The following is a 16,079-nucleotide window of genomic DNA, read 5'->3' on the forward strand; positions in this document are numbered from 1 at the left end:
TCAGTCGCCTGGCCAGAAGTCCGGACGCACCCAGTACCGTGTTCTTGTGCGGCTCGGTGTACTCGATGTGGGAAGCAATACCGTCCACCTGCTCGTGGTGGACGCGCATCGTGGTGGACACCCGATGCCTATGAGTTCGACGAAGTCGGCCCTGCGGCTGTCCGAGAACATGGACGACCAGGGCCGGATCACCTCCGCGGGCGCGGCGCGGCTCACCGCGACGGTAGCCGAATTCGCAAGTATCGCAAAGACTTCCGGCTGTGTGGAGCTGATGGCGTTCGCCACCTCCGCGGTCCGCGAGGCCACCAACTCCGACGAGGTGCTGGCCCGGGTGCGGCGCGAGACCGGAGTCAATCTGAAGGTGCTCACCGGTGTCGATGAGGCTAGACACACCTTCCTCGCGGTGCGGCGCTGGTACGGCTGGAGCGCCGGGCGGATGCTGAATCTGGACATCGGCGGCGGCTCGCTCGAGATGAGCAACGGTGCGGACGAGGTGCCGGACGTGGCGCTGTCGCTGCAACTGGGCGCCGGCCGGCTGACCCGCGACTGGCTGCGCCACGATCCGCCGGGCAAGCGGCGGGTCGCGGTGCTGCGCGACTGGCTCGACGCCGAGCTCGTGCTGCCCAGCAAGCAGCTGCTCGAGGTGGGCCGCCCGGATCTGGCGGTGGGCACCTCCAAGACCTTCCGCTCGCTGGCCCGGCTGACCGGCGCCGCCCCCTCTGTTGCGGGACCCCGGGTGCGGCGTACTCTCACCAGTTCCGGCCTGCGGCAGCTGATTGCGTTCATATCGAGAATGACGGCCGCCGACCGGGCAGAATTGGAAGGCGTAAGTTCTGATCGGTCACAGCAACTGGTGGCCGGTGCGCTGGTCGCGGAGGCGAGTATGCGGGCTCTGTCCCTGGACACGCTCGAAATCTGTCCCTGGGCACTGCGAGAGGGATTGATCTTGCGCAAACTGGATACCGACCTGGATAGCGAACCGATTACCGGCGGCCCCGACAACGGCCTGTCGGGCCCGATCGAAACGGTGTCTCGATGACCGAGGATTCAAGCCAGCTGTCCGTCGCCGAGCTGCTGGCGCGGAACGGCCAGCAGAGTGGGGCCCCCGCCGGCGGCGGCGGGCGCAGACGTCGAAGCGGCCGTGGCATTTCCGTCGCGGAACTGACCGGCGATATCCCGGTGGTGAGCGCGGGATCGTCCTCGCACGCCGCGCCCGACGAGGACGTGGCCGAGCCCGCCCCGATCGAATCGGACTATTCAAACTCTTCGAACTTCTCGAATCATCCTGATTATTCAAGCTTTCCGGATTATTCGGACCTGGTAGCCGCCGCATCGGGCAAGCCGGACTATTCACAGTACGACGCGGTACCCGATCCGGACCCCGCGTATTCGCCGCTCTCCGGGCCGATCTCGTACTACGACCCGCTGGCCCCCGCCCCGCAGCCACCGTCCCTACCGGAGCCGTCCCAGGACTGGTCCGCCGGTCTGGACTGGCCGCCGACCGAGAACCCGCTACCGGAGGCCCGCCCGAGCGGCGGCCGCCGCCGCAAGCCGGACCCGCTGGACTCCGATGTCGCGCTGGGCCGGTTGCCGGACATCGAATCTCCCGCCCCGCCCGCCGCGCCGCGCGAGGGCGGTCGCCGGCGCCGCTACGACCCGGACGACGAGAACACCGACGAGGTGCGTCCGTTCCGCGGCGACACCGGCCGGCCCGCCGACGGGGGCGCACGCACCCAGTTCAACCCCGCGGTCCGCGAGCCCTTCGACGACCGGCCGCCGTACGAGGACCAGCCGCCCTTCGGCGACCCGGCCCGCACCCAGTTCCAGCCGGCCGCCCCCGCGTGGTCGCCGGTGCCGGGACCCGAACCGCTACCGCGCACCCCCGGGCAGGATCGGCCGCACTTCGAGCCGCCGCAGGCCGCGCCCGCCGCGCCGCCCATGTCGCGCTCGGCGCGCCGGCACGCGGAATCGCAGGTCCAGAATGCCCCCCAGGGCCCGGCCGTCGACCGCCGCGGCGGCGTCGACCACGGCGCGGCCAACGGGCTTCCGGAATGGTCCGCGCACCGACGACCCGACGCCGATCCCGTCCGCGACCGCCAGGATCAGGCCGCGGTGCCGACCGCCGCGTGGTCGTCGCTGGCCGCCTCCGATCAGCAGCTGCTCTCCGGGGAATCGGTGGCGGGTGATCTGCTCCGCGACGCCCAGCAGCGCGACGATCAACGCGCGGAACGGAATTCGCGAAATGCCGGCAAACGTCCCGGCGGCGGGCGCGGCCGTGCGGTGGCGCCCGAGCCGGAGCCCGACGACCACCTCACCGATTTCTACGAGCCGTTCGACGACTACGACGACTATGACGACGACGAGCCCGAGACGTCGCTGGGCGGACGGCTTTCCGCGCTCACGCAGAAGGCCGGCTCCTTCGCCCGCAAGAGCAAGAGCAGGAGCACCCGCGGCGCCCCGGCCCGCTCGCGCGCCGCGGCCCGCTCCGACGACGATGAGCATCGCCGGCAATGGCTGATGATCGCGGGCCAGAGTGTGGGCGCCGCGGTCGCGGGCATGTTGCTGTTCAAGGGCTTCGAACGCATGTGGGAAATGCTCCCGTGGGTGGCTCTGGCCCTGGCCATGATCGTGATTCTCGGCCTGGTCGCGCTGGTGCGGGTACTGCGCCGCACCGATGACATCTTCAGCACTGTGATTGCCGTCGTCGTAGGCGTCTTCGTGACGCTCGGACCGCTAGCCTTTCTACTCAGTACGAACTGAGCAGGGAGCAGCAGTGGGGAACATCGTGCAAGCGCAGGGGGCGAGCACCGAGGACCGGGCGGGGCGAAAGGAAGTCCGGGTCGGGCTCTCGACCGCATCGGTGTATCCGGAGAACACCGAGGCCGCCTTCCGTTACGCGGCCGAACTCGGATACGACGGCGTGGAACTCATGGTGTGGGCCGAGCCCGCCAGCCAGTCCATTTCGACCGTGCAGCATCTCGCGCACAAATACGACGTGCCGGTGCTGGCGGTGCACGCGCCGTGCCTGCTGATCTCGCAACGGGTGTGGGGGTCGGACCCGATCGCGAAACTCACCCGCAGCGTGCACACCGCCGAGGCGCTGGGCGCGGCCACCGTGGTGGTGCACCCGCCCTTCCGCTGGCAGCGCCGCTACGCCGACGGCTTCGCGAAACAGGTTGCCGAACTGGAGGATTCGAGCCCGGTCGCGGTGGCCGTGGAGAACATGTTCCCGATGCGCGCCGACACCCTGTTCCGCGGCAGCTCGATCGAGCGGCTGCAGCGCCGCGGCGGCCCCGGCCCCTCCATCACCACCTTCAGCCCCTCCTTCGACCCCACCGACGTCGGTTTCCGGCACTACACCCTCGACACCTCCCACACCGCCACCGCGGGCGTGGATCCGCGCATCCTGGCGGGCCGCATGGGCGCCGGCCTCACCCACCTGCACCTGGCCGACGGCCGCGGCGCCGCCACCGACGAGCACCTGATCCCGGGCGAGGGCACCCAGCCGGTGGCCGAACTCTGCGACATGCTGGTGCACAACGGTTTCGACGGCCAGGCCGTCATCGAGGTGAACACCCAGATGGCCCGCACCACCATGGACCGGGCCGCCATGCTCAACCGGGCGCTCACCTTCGCCCGCACCCACCTCAACCCCTTCACCCCCGCCCCCACCCCCGAGCCGACCGTCGCCCACCGCGGCTGAGAGCCTCGGCGAGGGTTGCGTGATTCATCCCACCGCTGGGCCGGAATGACCAGACGGTCCGTTTACGCTGTACAAACCGCGACAGTGGAAGGACAGCGGATGACAACGGAGTTGACCGTCGATCTCGAATCGGCGAGCGAACTGGCGAACGCGCCGTTCAGTCGCGTCTGCGCGCTGACCGAGGTCGAGACGGAGACTCCCGGGCTCGGCCGCTACGCGGGCCTGATCGAACCCACCTGGACCATCGGCGACAAACTGCACGGCGGCACCATGGTCGCCGGCAGCGCGGCCGCCGCCACCGAATGGCTGCGCCGCACCGCGCCCGCGCAGGCCGCCATGTTCCCCATCTCGGCCAGCACCGACTTCCTCGGCGCGCCCGTCCCCGGCGAGGTCGAGTACGAGGTCCGCACCCGCAAGCTGGGCCGCCAGATCGCCCTCATCGACGCCGGCCTGATCCAGGACGGCCGCACCCTGGTGCACACCGCCTTCACCTTCGGCCACCTCGACGACGCCGTCCCGCAGTACGCCGCCGACCACGCCGGCGACATGCCCGCGGAACCGCCCGCCGACGCCCTCGCCTATGACGAGCGCAACCCCATGGGCAAGATCGTCCATGTCGCCCAGGGCTCCTCGGTCGCCATCGACCCGGCCTGGGCCCGCTTCCTCGCCGGCGAGAAATCCGAACCGCGCCTGCGTCTCTGGATCCGCCCCTTCGAGGGCGACGAGCAGGACCCCGACGTCGCCGCCTTCTTCGCCCTGATGGCCGCCGACATGAGCCCCCCGGTCCCCATGAACCTCGGCCACTTCGGCTGGGCCCCCACGGTTCAGCTCACCACCTACCTGCGCCGCCGCCCGGCCCCCGGCTGGCTCCGCGTCATCGCCCACAGCCGCGAGGTCGGCAACCGCATGTTCGACGAGGACCAGCTCGTCATCGACTCGACGGGCGCCATCGTCGCCCAGAGTCGCCAACTGGCCCTCATTCCCCAACCCCGCTGACCCCGCCCGCCGCGCTCGGTGGCCTTCGGCCCCCGGCTGTGCGCTGAAGGCTCGGAGAGGCGGGACAGCTAGCCTTGACTTCCATGACGAGGATTGCGGTTATCGGTGGGGGTCGGATCGGGGAGGCGTTGATCGCCGGTCTGCTCGAGTCCGGGCGGGCGAACAAGGATCTGGTTGTCGTGGAGCCGGTGCCGGCGCGGGCCGAAATGCTGGCCGACCGGTTCGGGATTCGCGCCACCGACGACATCGCCGATGCCGCCAAGTCCGCGGACCTCATCGTGATCGCGGTGAAGCCGAACGATGTGGACGCCGTGGTCGCCGAACTGGGCAAGGCCGAACTGGGCGACGACCACGATCAGGTGCTGGTGTCGCTGGCCGCCGGCGTGCCGACCGCGCGCATGGAGTCCCGGCTGCCCGCCGGCTTCCCGGTCGTGCGGGTCATGTCGAACACGCCGATGCTGGTGGGCCAGGGCATGAGCGCCATCGCGCCCGGCCGCTACGCCCGCAAGGAGCAGCTGGTCCTGGTCACCGAGATGCTGGAGTCGGTGGGCAAGGTGGTGACGGTCGCCGAGTCGCAGATGGATGCCGTCACCGCGGTGTCCGGTTCGGGTCCGGCGTACTTCTTCCTGATCGTCGAGGCCATGATCGACGCCTCGGTGGGCCTGGGTCTGAGCCGCGATGTGGCCGCCCAGCTGGTGACGCAGACGATGCTCGGTTCGGCGGCCCTGCTCGAGGAGTCGGGGCAGTCTGCTCCGGAATTGCGTGCGGCCGTCACCTCGCCCGCGGGCACCACCGCGGCGGGCCTGCGGGCGCTGGAGCGGGGTGCGGTGCGCTCGGCTTTCCACGATGCATTGGACGCCGCAAAACGCCGTTCCGCCGAACTCGGCGCGATCGCGGACTAACGTTGAAGGTGCGGCGAGTGCGCTCCCCGCATTCCAATACTGCTCGGTTGCTAGTTTGCTGCCGAAGGCCGACTCGCCATAGCAAAGGCTGATTTCTCACACCCGTCGCAGCAATCCCACTGGTCCCGCTAAGCTTCAAGGAGCACGTGCGTGTCTGTTCCGCCGGTGGGGAAGCCGGCGGCGCGGACGTGCCGGAGGTCAGTGGCGCAATGATGTCTGGAAACAGCCAAGCGAGGTCCGGAAACAGCCCAATCAATGCAGGATCCGTCATCGGCGGCGGAACTCAGTTCCTCACCGTCGCCGAGGTCGCGAATCTGATGCGGGTATCCAAAATGACGGTGTACCGGTTGGTGCATTCGGGAGAGCTGCCCGCGGTGCGGGTGGGGCGTTCCTTCCGGGTACACGCCAAGGCGGTGCACGACTATCTGGAGACGTCCTACTTCGACGCGGGGTAGTACACCCGGATAACCGATCGGCCACCCGTTTCGTTCGCCGGAGAGTGGCCCGGTAGCATGGACCGGCATCCTGTACGTGCCGGTGGTGCCGCCGGGTCCATTCGGCCCGTATCGGGTAGGGACTGTGCAGGGTCAGACAGTGTGCACCCCGCGGAAGCGGGGATGACCCGAGAGAACGCGAGGAACAACCCTATGGGTTCTGTGATCAAGAAGCGCCGCAAGCGCATGTCGAAGAAGAAGCACCGCAAGCTGCTTCGCCGCACGCGTGTTCAGCGGCGCAAACTCGGCAAGTAAGCCGCTGCGTCGTAGCTGGAAGCCCGTCACCTCAGGTGACGGGCTTTCGTTTTTCACAGGTGATTGAAGTCATCGTTAGATCCTGGTTAATACCCTTCGGATGGTCCCTACTCGCCGGTTACTCTGGGAGCGCGGGAATAACACAGCGGCGATATTCAAGACATGGGGGCTGCGAGTGGGATCCGGAGTGGCAGGGACTCGGGACGGGCAGGCGCCCAGGGTGGTGATGGTGACCGGTGCGAGCCGGTTCTTCGGCGGCAATGTGGTGGCCCGGCTGGCGGCCGACCCGGCTGTCGAACGCGTCATCGCCGTGGACGCCAAACAGCCCAGCCGGGAGCTGCTGCGCCGTATGGGCCGCGCCGAATTCGTGCGCGCCGATATTCGTAATCCGTTGATCCGCAAGGTTATCGACGGAAATCAGGTGGATACGGTGGTGCATCCCGCGGCACTGTCGCGCCCGCCCTCGGGCGGCGGCCGGGCCGCCATGAAGGACATGAACGTCCTGGGCGCCATGCAGTTGTTCGCGGTGTGCCGCAAGGCTTCCAGTGTGCGGCGGGTGGTGGTGCGGTCCTCCTCCGCCGTCTACGGGTGCAGTGCCAAGGACCCGGTGAAATTCACCGAGGAGATGAGCGCGCGCACACCGCCGCGCGGCTGGTTCGCCCGGGACATGATCGAGGTGGAGGGCTTCGTCCGCGGGCTGGCCCGGCGGCGGCCGGATATCTCGGCGGCCATTCTGCGCTTTCCACCGATCGTGGGGCCGCAACTGGCCAAACGCGGTGTGCAGTACTTCCGTTCGCCGATCACCCCGACCATCCTCGGGCGTGATCCGCGCATGCAGCTGCTGCACGAGGAGGACGGCATCGCCGCCCTCGTCCACGGGGCCATGACGGCTCCGGGCGGGACCTTCAATGTGGCCGGTGACGGCGCGATGGCGCTGTCGCAGGCGATCCGCCGGGCCGGGCGGGTCGAATTGCCGGTTCCGTACGCGGTTTTCCGCACCGTCGGGCGGACCGTGATGGGCCCGGTCATGCGGGAGTTCACCGCGGAGCAGATCGACTACTTCCATTTCGGGTGTGGTCTCGACACCACCCGGATGCGCACCGAACTGGGCTTCCAGCCGCGCTGGACCACGGTGCAGGCGTTCGACGACTTCATAGGGGGCGCAGCGTTGCGGCCCGTGATCGATCCCACGTGGATCGACGCCGCAGAAAACAAACTTCTCGGCCTGCTCGGGGCCGGGACGGGAGCACACCAATGAGTGATGTAGCGAAGGTGATTCGACTTCACGACGTGGATTTCGAGACGCGGCACAGCCGGCCGTCCCGGGCGTGGCCGGTGGGGGAACCGGCACTCACCCCGGTAACCTCGCTGACCGATCGGCTCGCCGACGCCGAAGCGCGCCAGCCCAAGTCGCTGGGCGACCTGATCCGGGGGACCGTCGCGGACGGGGTCCGCTTCACCGCCGACTTCGCGCGCCGCCGCCTGACCGGCGATTACCACGTCGACGAATTCGGTTTGGACGAGCACCTTCTCGAATCGGTGATCCTCCCGATGCTGCGCCCGCTGTCGGACCTGTGGTTCCGGGTCGAGGTGTCGGGCATCGAGAACATTCCGGAGGTGGGCGGGGCGCTCATCGTGGCCAATCACGCGGGCACGGTGCCGCTGGACGGGCTGATGCTGCAGCTGGCCGTGCACGACCGGCACCCCAAGCAGCGGGCGCTGCGCATCCTGGCCGCGGATCTGATCTTCGAGACGCCGATCGTCGGCGGGCTGGCCCGCAAGGCCGGGCACACCCTGGCCTGCCCGGCGGACGCCGAAAGGCTGTTGCGCGCGGGCGAAGTCGCGGGCGTGTTCCCCGAGGGCTACAAGGGCATCGGCAAGCCGTATTCGGACCGGTACAAGCTGCAGCGTTTCGGCCGTGGCGGTTTCGTGTCGGCGGCGGTGCGCACCGGCGTGCCGATCATTCCGTGCTCCATTGTCGGTTCGGAGGAGATCTATCCGAAACTGGCCGATCTGAAGCCGCTGGCCCGCCTGCTCGGTATCCCGTATTTCCCGGTGACGCCGCTGTTTCCGCATCTGGGTCCGCTCGGTGCCATTCCCTTCCCGTCGAAGTGGTACATCGAATTCGGCGAACCGATTTCGACCGCCGGATACGAACCGGCGGATGCGGATGATCCGATGACGATGTTCGAAGTCACCGATCAGGTCCGCGAAACCATTCAGGGGACGCTGTACAAGAATCTGATCAAACGCCGGAACCCGTTCACCGGCTAGGTTTCTCGCACATATTTGCGACCGGCCCGCTCCGAAATGGAGCGGGCCGGTCGTGTTATGTGCTGGGGAAACTGCTCGAGCTAGCTCGCTTTGGCTTCCCGCTTACGCGAGAGCACGGCCGCCGCCGCGCCGCCCGCCGCGCCGAGTGCGAGGGCGGTGGGCACACCGACTTTCGCGGCCTTGCGGCCGGTGCGGAAATCACGGATCTCCCAGCCGCGGTTCTTGGCGACCTCGCGCAGGTCCGCGTCCGGGTTGATGGCCACGGCGGTGCCGACCAGCGAGAGCATCGGCACGTCGTTGTGGCTGTCGCTGTAGGCGGTGCAGCGCTTGAGGTTCAGGCCCTCGCGAATGGCCAGGGTGCGCACCGCGTGCGCCTTGCCCAGCCCGTGCAGGATGTCGCCGACCAGGCGGCCGGTGAACACGCCGTCCTCGCTCTCGGCGACCGTGCCCAGCGCGCCGGTCAGGCCCAGCCGCTTGGCGATGACCTGCGCCAGCTCCACCGGCGTGGCGGTGACCAGCCACACCTGCTGGCCCGCGTCGAGATGCATCTGGGCCAGCGCCCGGGTGCCCGGCCAGATCTTGTCGGCGATGATCTCGTCGTAGATCTCCTCGCCGAGCGCGGCGAGTTCGGCGGTCGGGCGGCCGGCGATGAAGGAGAGCGCCTTCTCCTTGCCGGAGGCCATATCCGAGTGGCTCTCCTTGCCGGTGACCCGGAATTTGACCTGCTTCCAGGCCATATCGACCAGGTCGGAGGTCTTGAAGTACTTGCGCGCGGCCAGGCCGCGGGCGAAGTGCACGATGGACGCGCCCTGCACCATGGTGTTGTCGACATCGAAGAAGGCGGCGGCGGTGAGGTCACGGGGGACCGCGAGGGGCGGCGTGCCGTCGTCCCGCAGCGCGAGTTCGGCGTCGTGCAGGGCGATGGCGGCGTCGGCGCTGGCCTCGCCGGCCAGGTTGGCGCGGACCTCTTCCTCGCTGGGACCGAACGGACTGCGAGTGATGCGGGTGAACTGATCCTGCAGGTCCTGCAGGCCCTGACCCCAGCGCGCCGGGAATTCACCGAAGCGGCCCGCGATGAAGCCCGTCCCCTGCTCTTTCGAACGTTCCGGCACCAGTACCTCCGCCTGTTAGCGCGAACAAGTCCACAGTAACGCCCGGGGGTGGCCGCAACGTAGACGGCGAACGACTTATCGGAGAGTTGTTAGATGGTGGCTATGAGCGATTCGACACATGCTGTGACTCTGTTGACCCGCAGCGGCTGCGGCCTGTGCCACACGGCACTGGAACAATTGCGGCCGATCTGCGCCGAGTTCGGCATCGAGGTCGCGACCGTGGACGTGGACGCGGCCGCCGCCACCGATCCGGGCCTGCGCGCCGAATACGGCGACCGGCTGCCGGTCGTGCTACTGGATGGGCGCGAGCACAGCTATTTCGACGTGGACGAGCCGCGACTGCGTGCCGACCTCGCGAAATAAGGCGTAATAGGGGCTTTTCGGGGGTTCGTGACGGCGGGCCTCCTCGGCCCCTTCCCGCCGGTGTGTTGCGTAGCGGGTTCGCGCTGATGAGGGTTGAATGAAGCCGGGGCCGGAGCCTGTCGCAAAGTGACTGAATTCACCGACTTTGTGCAGGGCTTCACAAGCGGTTACGGTGGTGGCACGCGACCCGCCTTCTCGGGCAGCGGAAGCGACCCCCTGAACCTGACTCGACCTCGCCTGCAAGGACCGCGACGGTCTCCCGGCGTCGGGTCGACAAAAGAACCCGGACACTCACCCCCGGCCGGACGAGGAGCGCAAGCGACGTGACAGAGCAGCACGAGACGCCGCCGACTGGCGTCTCCAAGGCTCTGCAGAAGGACATCCCGCAGGCCACGGTGGCCCGGCTGGCCACCTATCTCCGCGTGCTCGCCGTACTCGCCGACGACGGTGTAGCCATCGTATCGAGTGAGGAACTGGCTGTCGCGGCGGGTGTCGGTTCGGCGAAGTTGCGCAAGGATCTTTCCTTCTTGGGGCCCAATGGTGTTCGCGGCGTGGGCTATGACGTGATCAAGCTGCGCGACCGCATCGAGGATGTGCTCGGCCTGTCCGAGGGGCACCGGGTGGTGCTGGTCGGAGCCGGTCATCTGGGCCGCGCGCTGGTCGGCTACGGCGGTTTCCGCCGCCGCGGGTTCGCCATGGTCGGGCTGTTCGACAACGATCCGGCGGTGATCGGCACGACGGTGTGCGGACTGGTCGTTCGCGATGTCGCCGAATTGGCCGATGCCGTGGACACTCTGGAGCCCACCATCGCCGTCATCGCGGTGCCGGACGCGGCCGCGCAGAACGTCTGCGATCTGCTGGTCGAGGCCGGCATGCAGTGCATTCTGAGCTTCTCCGCCCTGGCGCTCGAGGCCCCCGCCACCGTCGAGGTGCGGCGCGTCGATCTCGCGGTGGAGATGCAATTGCTGTCGTTCGAGCGGGCCCGCAGCGCGGAATCGGCCGCAGAGGAAGCGATGAGCGCGGCCGCCGGGAGCCTGATGCCCCGGGTACCGATGACAACCAGCAAGGGAGCGGTGGTCCAGCCATGAGTGTGCTTCTCGTCGGGATCTCGCATCGCAGCGCACCGGTGTCGGTGCTCGAGAAGATCGCCATCACGGAGACCGACCGGCCCAAGCTGACCGACAAGATGCTGGCCTCCAGCCACGTCTCCGAGGCGATGATCGTCTCCACCTGCAACCGCATCGAGGTCTACGCGGTCGTCGACGCCTTCCACCCGGCGCTGGGCGAGATCGGCGAATTGCTCACCAAGCATTCGGGTCTGCCGCTGCCGGAGCTCACCAAGCACGCGTACGTGCGCTACGCGGAGGCCGCGGCCGAGCACCTGTTCGCGGTGGCCTCGGGCCTGGACTCCATGGTGGTCGGCGAGCAGCAGGTGCTGAGCCAGATCCGCGCCGCCTACGCCGCCTCCGACGCGCAGCAGGCCGCCGGGCGCACCCTGCACGAGCTGGCCCAGCACGCGCTGCGGGTGGGCAAGCGGGTGCACTCCGAGACCGGGATCGACCGCGCGGGCGCGTCGGTGGTGTCGGTGGCGCTGGATCGCGCGCGCCTGGTGCTGGGTCCGCTGGCGGGCCGCACCGCGCTGGTGCTGGGCGCGGGCGCCATGGGCGGGCTCGCGGTGGCGCAGCTGGCGCGCGGCGGTGCGGCGAAGATCCTGGTGGTGAACCGGACGCTGGAAAAGGCGCAGCGCCTGGCCAATACGGCCACCACCATGCACGGCGTGCCGGCCGAGGCCATCGAAATGGACCGGCTGGCCGAGGCGATGGCCGCCGCCGATGTGGTGGTCACCTGTACCGGCGCGGTCGGCACCGTGGTGACGCTGGCGGACGTGCATCGCGCGCTGGCCGCCAACACCGGCTCGGAGGAGCTGGTCATCTGCGATCTGGGCCTGCCCCGCGATGTGGACCACGCGGTGGCCGGGCTGCCAGGTGTGACCGTCATCGACATGGAGACGCTGCAGCGCGATCCGTCGGCCGGCGCGGCCGCCGACGACACCGCCGCCGCGCGCACCATCGTCGCCGACGAACTCGCGAAATACCTTGCCGGACAGCGCATGGCCGAGGTCACCCCGACCGTGGCCGCGCTGCGCCAGATGGCCGCCGACGTGGTCGAGGCCGAGCTGCTCCGGCTGGATTCCCGACTACCGGGACTCGAATCCACCGAACGCGACGAGGTGGCCCGTACCGTGCGGCGGGTGGTCGACAAGCTGCTGCACGCGCCGACGGTGCGGGTCAAACAGCTGGCGTCCACGCCCGGCGGCGACAGCTACGCCGAGGCGCTGCGCGAGCTTTTCGAACTGAAACCCGGTGCGGCACAAGCGGTTGCCGCGCCGATGGAGATCTCCGCCCTGCAGGGCGAACTGGCCGACGATTTCACCGCCGCTCACCCGGGCGACGAACAGGGGCACACCGCATGACCGGAGCAATGGTGCACGAGAACGAGACAACCGTCCCCTCCACGGAGCGGATCGTTGGCCGCGGGACCGTCGAGGCGCCCTGGCGCATCGGTACCCGCGGCAGTCTGCTGGCCCTGACCCAGGCCGGGCATGTGCGCGACGCCCTGATCGCCAACGGTCAGCAGGCCGAGCTGGTCATCGTGAAGACCGCCGGTGACCAGAACGCCACCGATCCGGTGCAGAAGATCGGGGTGGGTGTCTTCACCGCCGCGCTGCGCGAGGAATTGGCCGCGGGCACGGTCGACATCGCGGTGCACTCCTACAAGGACCTGCCGACCGCGCAGGATCCGCGCTTCGACATCGCGGCCATCCCGGCCCGCCAGGATCCGCGCGACGCGCTGGTGGCGCGCGACGGTCTGGTGCTCGGCGAGCTGCCCGCGGGCGCGAAGGTCGGCACCTCCGCGCCGCGCCGGTCCGCGCAGTTGAAGGCGCTGGGCCTCGGTATCGAGATCGTGCCGTTGCGCGGCAATCTCGACACCCGCATCTCCAAAGTTACTTCCGGTGAATTGGATGCCGTCGTGGTGGCGCGGGCCGGGCTGGCCCGCATCGACCGCCTCGACGCCGTCACCGAATCGCTCGAACCGGTGCAGATGCTGCCGGCCCCGGCGCAGGGCGCGCTGGCGGTCGAATGCCGCAGCGCCGATACCGAACTCGTGACCATCCTGTCGGCTCTCGACGATCTCGGCACCCGTGCCGCGATCACCGCGGAGCGGGCATTGCTGGCCGAACTGGAGGCCGGCTGTACCGCACCGATCGGTGCGCTGGCCGAGGTCGTCGAGTCGCTCGACGACGACGGCCGGGTGGTGGAGGAGTTGTCGCTGCGCGCCTGCGCGGCGGCGATCGACGGCTCGGACGTCATCCGGGCTTCAGTGGTCGGCTCGGTCGCGGATGCCGCGGACCTGGGTCGCGCACTGGCGCGCGAGCTCTTGGAGCTGGGGGCGCGCGACCTGCTCAGCGTCACAGAGGAGCCCGCTGAGCTCACCGACAGCAGCAATCCCAGCCCAATGGAGAACAGCCGATGAGCCGAGTGACGAAGAAGAATCCCGGTCGGATCCTTTTCGTGGGGTCCGGGCCTGGTGACCCGGCGCTGCTCACCGTGCGGGCCCGCGAGGTGCTCGGCCGGGCGACGCTGGCGTTCACCGATCCCGATGTCGACAAGGGCGTGCTCGCCCTGATCGGCACCGCGGTCGAGGAGAACCCCGACGGGACCCGTCCCGTCGACGTGCGTCCCGCGCTCGGTGACGCCGCCGAGGTGGCCAAGACGCTGATCGCCGAGGCGCGCAATGGCTCCGACGTGGTGCGCCTGGTCTCCGGCGACCCGATGACCACCGATTCGGTCATCCAGGAGATCAACGCCGTCACCCGCTCGCACCTGAACTTCGAGGTGCTGCCGGGTCTTTCGGCCGGTACCACCGTCCCCGCCTACGCGGGCATCGAAATCGGTTCCAGCCACACCGAGGTGGATGTGCGCGGCGAGGTGGACTGGGCGGCCGTGGCGGCCGCGCCGGGCCCGCTGGTGCTGCACGCCACCTCCGGGCACCTGGCCGAGACCGCGTCGGCGCTGGTCGAGCACGGCATGGCGCCGCAGACCCCGGTCGCGGTGACCGTGCGCGGCACCACCCGGCAGCAGCGCACCATCGACGCCACGCTGGCGACGCTGAACAATGCCGCCTCCGAACTGGTCGGCCCGCTGGTGGTCACGGTCGGCAAGGCGGTGGAGAAGCGCGCCAAGACCTCCTGGTGGGAGTCGCGGGCCCTGTACGGCTGGACCGTGCTGGTGCCGCGCACCAAGGAGCAGGCCGGTGAGATGAGCGAGAAGCTCGTCATGCACGGGGCCATCCCGATGGAGGTGCCGACCATCGCGGTCGAGCCGCCGCGCAGTCCGGCGCAGATGGAGCGCGCGGTCAAGGGTCTGGTCGACGGCCGCTACCAGTGGGTGGTGTTCACCTCCACCAACGCGGTGCGCGCGGTGTGGGAGAAGTTCGGCGAATTCGGCCTGGACGCCCGCGCTTTCAGCGGCGTGAAGATCGCCTGCGTCGGTGAGGCCACCGCGGAGAAGGTGCGCTCCTTCGGCATCAACCCGGAACTGGTACCCAGCGGCGAGCAGTCCTCCGAGGGCCTGCTGGCCGACTTCCCGCCCTACGACGACGTTTTCGACCCGGTCAACCGGGTGCTGCTGCCGCGCGCGGACATCGCCACCGAGACCCTCGCCGAGGGCCTGCGCGACCGCGGCTGGGAGATCGACGACGTCACCGCCTACCGCACCGTGCGGGCGTCGCCGCCGCCCGCGGAGACCCGCGAGATGATCAAGACCGGCGGTTTCGACGCGGTGCTGTTCACCTCGTCCTCCACCGTCCGGAACCTGGTCGGCATCGCCGGCAAGCCGCACGCCCGCACCATCGTGGCCTGCATCGGCCCCAAGACGGCCGAGACCGCAATCGAATTCGGCCTGCGCGTGGACGTGCAGCCCGAGATCGCCCAGGTCGGCCCGCTCGTCGAGGCGCTCGCCGAGCACGCCGCCCACCTGCGCGCCGAGGGCCTGCTGCCCCCGCCCCGCAAGAAGAGCCGCCGCAGCCGCTAGCGCTCGCGGCCGGGCCCGGCGGTATCGCCGTGTTCGCCGGCCGGTACCGGGCCCCGCATCCAATGATGCGGGGCCCGTGGCATTTCGCGTTCGCTGGACGGATGCCCATGAAATTGCTGGCGTTTCATTTCGACCCGAAATGCATACGCTGCGTTCAGCATTCGAACTTCGAAAGGTGAACGTCCATGAAGCGCACGGCAGTCGGCCTGATCGCGATGTCCGGGATTGCCCTCGCGGTGCTGTCCCCGGGCGCGGCGTCGGCGGCGCCCGTACCGCTGGAGCAGGCTCCGGCCGCGGTCCAGACCACCGCGGTCGCACCGATCGATGCCACCAGCTCCGGTAGCGCGGCCGTGAACACGCTGCAATTCCTGCTGAAGTGCCTGACCAGCGGCTCGGGTACCCCAGGCACCACCGGCACCGGCTGCCTGGTCTCCTAGCGGCCGTCGTGCACGGCGGAGGTTCTCCGAAGTCTCTTGCGCGGCCTCGGAGAGCCTCCACCGTTGTCAGCGTTGCGCTGCCATCAGGCGGCGGACCATGCGGCAGGTGGCGTCCGAGGGCCGGTGCACGCCGATGACTTCCGCTGTGTGGCGGATGTTTTCATTGGTGGCCTGATCCGGGCTGAAGGATCCGGAATCCAGTAGCGCGATGGCCAGCCGCATGGCCTTCAACCTGCGATTGTGCGAGATGTACCACGACCGCGGCCGTCCCGCGGGCAGCGGCTGTTTGGACAGCGGCCGCCACGCGTGATCGATCACGTCCCCCTTCTTCGGCACTTCGTCGGCCCTGTTCACCTTGTCGGACATGCTGGTAACAGCTGCGAGCACGACCATTCCTCCCGTCGCGATCCGGATTCGCACCCCGTATCGGCGGCGCGGCTCCTTCGAACA

Annotated in this window: 17 protein-coding genes; 15 read left to right on the forward strand and 2 right to left on the reverse strand. The window is 69.1% G+C overall.

Translation table 11 applies throughout. The features are described 5' to 3' along the window. The first annotated feature begins 46 nt into the window (after positions 1-46). The 9 genes from ACFXKA_RS32550 to ACFXKA_RS32590 all read left to right on the forward strand — a co-directional run bounded on the left by ACFXKA_RS32550 (position 47) and on the right by ACFXKA_RS32590 (position 8,624). Positions 47-1,039, forward strand: coding sequence for a Ppx/GppA phosphatase family protein (locus ACFXKA_RS32550; RefSeq protein ID WP_354846918.1), 993 nt, complete (start codon positions 47-49; stop codon positions 1,037-1,039). Then, a complete protein-coding gene (locus ACFXKA_RS32555) occupies positions 1,036-2,760 on the forward strand; it encodes a hypothetical protein (RefSeq protein ID WP_379430215.1) in 1,725 nt (574 codons plus the stop codon). The genes ACFXKA_RS32550 and ACFXKA_RS32555 overlap by 4 nt, the downstream gene beginning before the upstream one ends. A gap of 22 nt (positions 2,761-2,782) precedes the next feature. Beyond that, positions 2,783-3,703 carry a sugar phosphate isomerase/epimerase family protein gene (locus ACFXKA_RS32560; protein WP_379430247.1) on the forward strand — a complete coding sequence of 307 codons (921 nt, stop codon included), beginning with the start codon at positions 2,783-2,785 and terminating at the stop codon, positions 3,701-3,703. A gap of 99 nt (positions 3,704-3,802) precedes the next feature. Then, positions 3,803-4,699 (forward strand): thioesterase family protein, encoded by an 897-nt coding sequence (locus tag ACFXKA_RS32565; protein WP_379430216.1) that lies wholly within the window; start codon positions 3,803-3,805, stop codon positions 4,697-4,699. Positions 4,700-4,782: 83 nt separating this feature from the next. Next, the gene (gene proC, locus ACFXKA_RS32570; protein WP_379430217.1) at positions 4,783-5,601 is read left to right on the forward strand and encodes a pyrroline-5-carboxylate reductase; all 819 of its coding nucleotides are present in this window, start codon (positions 4,783-4,785) and stop codon (positions 5,599-5,601) included. A 212-nt stretch (positions 5,602-5,813) separates the two neighbouring features. Next, positions 5,814-6,056, forward strand: coding sequence for a helix-turn-helix domain-containing protein (locus tag ACFXKA_RS32575; protein WP_045437601.1), 243 nt, complete (start codon positions 5,814-5,816; stop codon positions 6,054-6,056). Positions 6,057-6,248: 192 nt separating this feature from the next. Continuing rightward, positions 6,249-6,350 carry a 30S ribosomal protein bS22 gene (locus ACFXKA_RS32580; protein ID WP_003402602.1) on the forward strand — a complete coding sequence of 34 codons (102 nt, stop codon included), beginning with the start codon at positions 6,249-6,251 and terminating at the stop codon, positions 6,348-6,350. Between the two features lie 226 nt (positions 6,351-6,576). Continuing rightward, positions 6,577-7,608 carry an NAD-dependent epimerase/dehydratase family protein gene (locus ACFXKA_RS32585; RefSeq protein WP_354847164.1) on the forward strand — a complete coding sequence of 344 codons (1,032 nt, stop codon included), beginning with the start codon at positions 6,577-6,579 and terminating at the stop codon, positions 7,606-7,608. Next, positions 7,605-8,624 (forward strand): lysophospholipid acyltransferase family protein, encoded by a 1,020-nt coding sequence (locus ACFXKA_RS32590; protein ID WP_379430218.1) that lies wholly within the window; start codon positions 7,605-7,607, stop codon positions 8,622-8,624. The genes ACFXKA_RS32585 and ACFXKA_RS32590 overlap by 4 nt, the downstream gene beginning before the upstream one ends. A gap of 80 nt (positions 8,625-8,704) precedes the next feature. Here the strand turns inward: ACFXKA_RS32590 and ACFXKA_RS32595 are convergent, their stop codons facing one another. After that, entirely contained in the window at positions 8,705-9,655 is a 951-nt protein-coding gene (locus ACFXKA_RS32595; protein ID WP_354847161.1) for an HAD-IB family hydrolase, read from the reverse strand. Positions 9,656-9,838: 183 nt separating this feature from the next. On the opposite strand from ACFXKA_RS32595, the gene ACFXKA_RS32600 reads away from it, so the two are divergent. The 6 genes from ACFXKA_RS32600 to ACFXKA_RS32625 all read left to right on the forward strand — a co-directional run bounded on the left by ACFXKA_RS32600 (position 9,839) and on the right by ACFXKA_RS32625 (position 15,629). Next, positions 9,839-10,099 carry a glutaredoxin family protein gene (locus tag ACFXKA_RS32600; RefSeq protein WP_379430219.1) on the forward strand — a complete coding sequence of 87 codons (261 nt, stop codon included), beginning with the start codon at positions 9,839-9,841 and terminating at the stop codon, positions 10,097-10,099. Between the two features lie 323 nt (positions 10,100-10,422). Next, a complete protein-coding gene (locus ACFXKA_RS32605; protein ID WP_354846893.1) occupies positions 10,423-11,187 on the forward strand; it encodes a redox-sensing transcriptional repressor Rex in 765 nt (254 codons plus the stop codon). Then, entirely contained in the window at positions 11,184-12,572 is a 1,389-nt protein-coding gene (locus ACFXKA_RS32610) for a glutamyl-tRNA reductase (RefSeq protein WP_354846890.1), read from the forward strand. Before ACFXKA_RS32605 ends, ACFXKA_RS32610 begins: the two co-directional genes overlap by 4 nt. Next, complete coding sequence (gene hemC, locus ACFXKA_RS32615) at positions 12,569-13,633, forward strand: hydroxymethylbilane synthase (protein ID WP_379430220.1); 1,065 nt, start codon at positions 12,569-12,571, stop codon at positions 13,631-13,633. The genes ACFXKA_RS32610 and hemC overlap by 4 nt, the downstream gene beginning before the upstream one ends. Then, a complete protein-coding gene (locus ACFXKA_RS32620; protein ID WP_354846884.1) occupies positions 13,630-15,192 on the forward strand; it encodes a bifunctional uroporphyrinogen-III C-methyltransferase/uroporphyrinogen-III synthase in 1,563 nt (520 codons plus the stop codon). Before hemC ends, ACFXKA_RS32620 begins: the two co-directional genes overlap by 4 nt. A gap of 185 nt (positions 15,193-15,377) precedes the next feature. After that, positions 15,378-15,629, forward strand: a complete 252-nt coding sequence (locus ACFXKA_RS32625; RefSeq protein ID WP_379430221.1) for a hypothetical protein — start codon at positions 15,378-15,380, stop codon at positions 15,627-15,629. Between the two features lie 66 nt (positions 15,630-15,695). Here the strand turns inward: ACFXKA_RS32625 and ACFXKA_RS32630 are convergent, their stop codons facing one another. Further along, complete coding sequence (locus ACFXKA_RS32630; RefSeq protein WP_379430222.1) at positions 15,696-16,016, reverse strand: hypothetical protein; 321 nt, start codon at positions 16,014-16,016, stop codon at positions 15,696-15,698. Positions 16,017-16,079 lie beyond the last annotated feature (63 nt).

The sequence above is a fragment of the Nocardia sp. NPDC059228 genome (genome assembly GCF_042754245.1).
In the GTDB taxonomy this organism is placed as follows: domain Bacteria; phylum Actinomycetota; class Actinomycetes; order Mycobacteriales; family Mycobacteriaceae; genus Nocardia.

Excerpts from the sequence above, each read along its gene's own strand:
- ACFXKA_RS32555 (WP_379430215.1), top strand. The coding sequence starts at position 1,036 with ATGACCGAGGATTCAAGCCAGCTGTCCGTCGCCGAGCTGCTGGCGCGG.
- ACFXKA_RS32565 (WP_379430216.1), top strand. The coding sequence starts at position 3,803 with ATGACAACGGAGTTGACCGTCGATCTCGAATCGGCGAGCGAACTGGCG.
- proC (WP_379430217.1), top strand. The coding sequence starts at position 4,783 with ATGACGAGGATTGCGGTTATCGGTGGGGGTCGGATCGGGGAGGCGTTG.
- ACFXKA_RS32575 (WP_045437601.1), top strand. The coding sequence starts at position 5,814 with ATGTCTGGAAACAGCCAAGCGAGGTCCGGAAACAGCCCAATCAATGCA.
- ACFXKA_RS32580 (WP_003402602.1), top strand. The coding sequence starts at position 6,249 with ATGGGTTCTGTGATCAAGAAGCGCCGCAAGCGCATGTCGAAGAAGAAG.
- ACFXKA_RS32585 (WP_354847164.1), top strand. The coding sequence starts at position 6,577 with ATGGTGACCGGTGCGAGCCGGTTCTTCGGCGGCAATGTGGTGGCCCGG.
- ACFXKA_RS32590 (WP_379430218.1), top strand. The coding sequence starts at position 7,605 with ATGAGTGATGTAGCGAAGGTGATTCGACTTCACGACGTGGATTTCGAG.
- ACFXKA_RS32600 (WP_379430219.1), top strand. The coding sequence starts at position 9,839 with ATGAGCGATTCGACACATGCTGTGACTCTGTTGACCCGCAGCGGCTGC.
- ACFXKA_RS32610 (WP_354846890.1), top strand. The coding sequence starts at position 11,184 with ATGAGTGTGCTTCTCGTCGGGATCTCGCATCGCAGCGCACCGGTGTCG.
- hemC (WP_379430220.1), top strand. The coding sequence starts at position 12,569 with ATGACCGGAGCAATGGTGCACGAGAACGAGACAACCGTCCCCTCCACG.
- ACFXKA_RS32620 (WP_354846884.1), top strand. The coding sequence starts at position 13,630 with ATGAGCCGAGTGACGAAGAAGAATCCCGGTCGGATCCTTTTCGTGGGG.
- ACFXKA_RS32625 (WP_379430221.1), top strand. The coding sequence starts at position 15,378 with ATGAAGCGCACGGCAGTCGGCCTGATCGCGATGTCCGGGATTGCCCTC.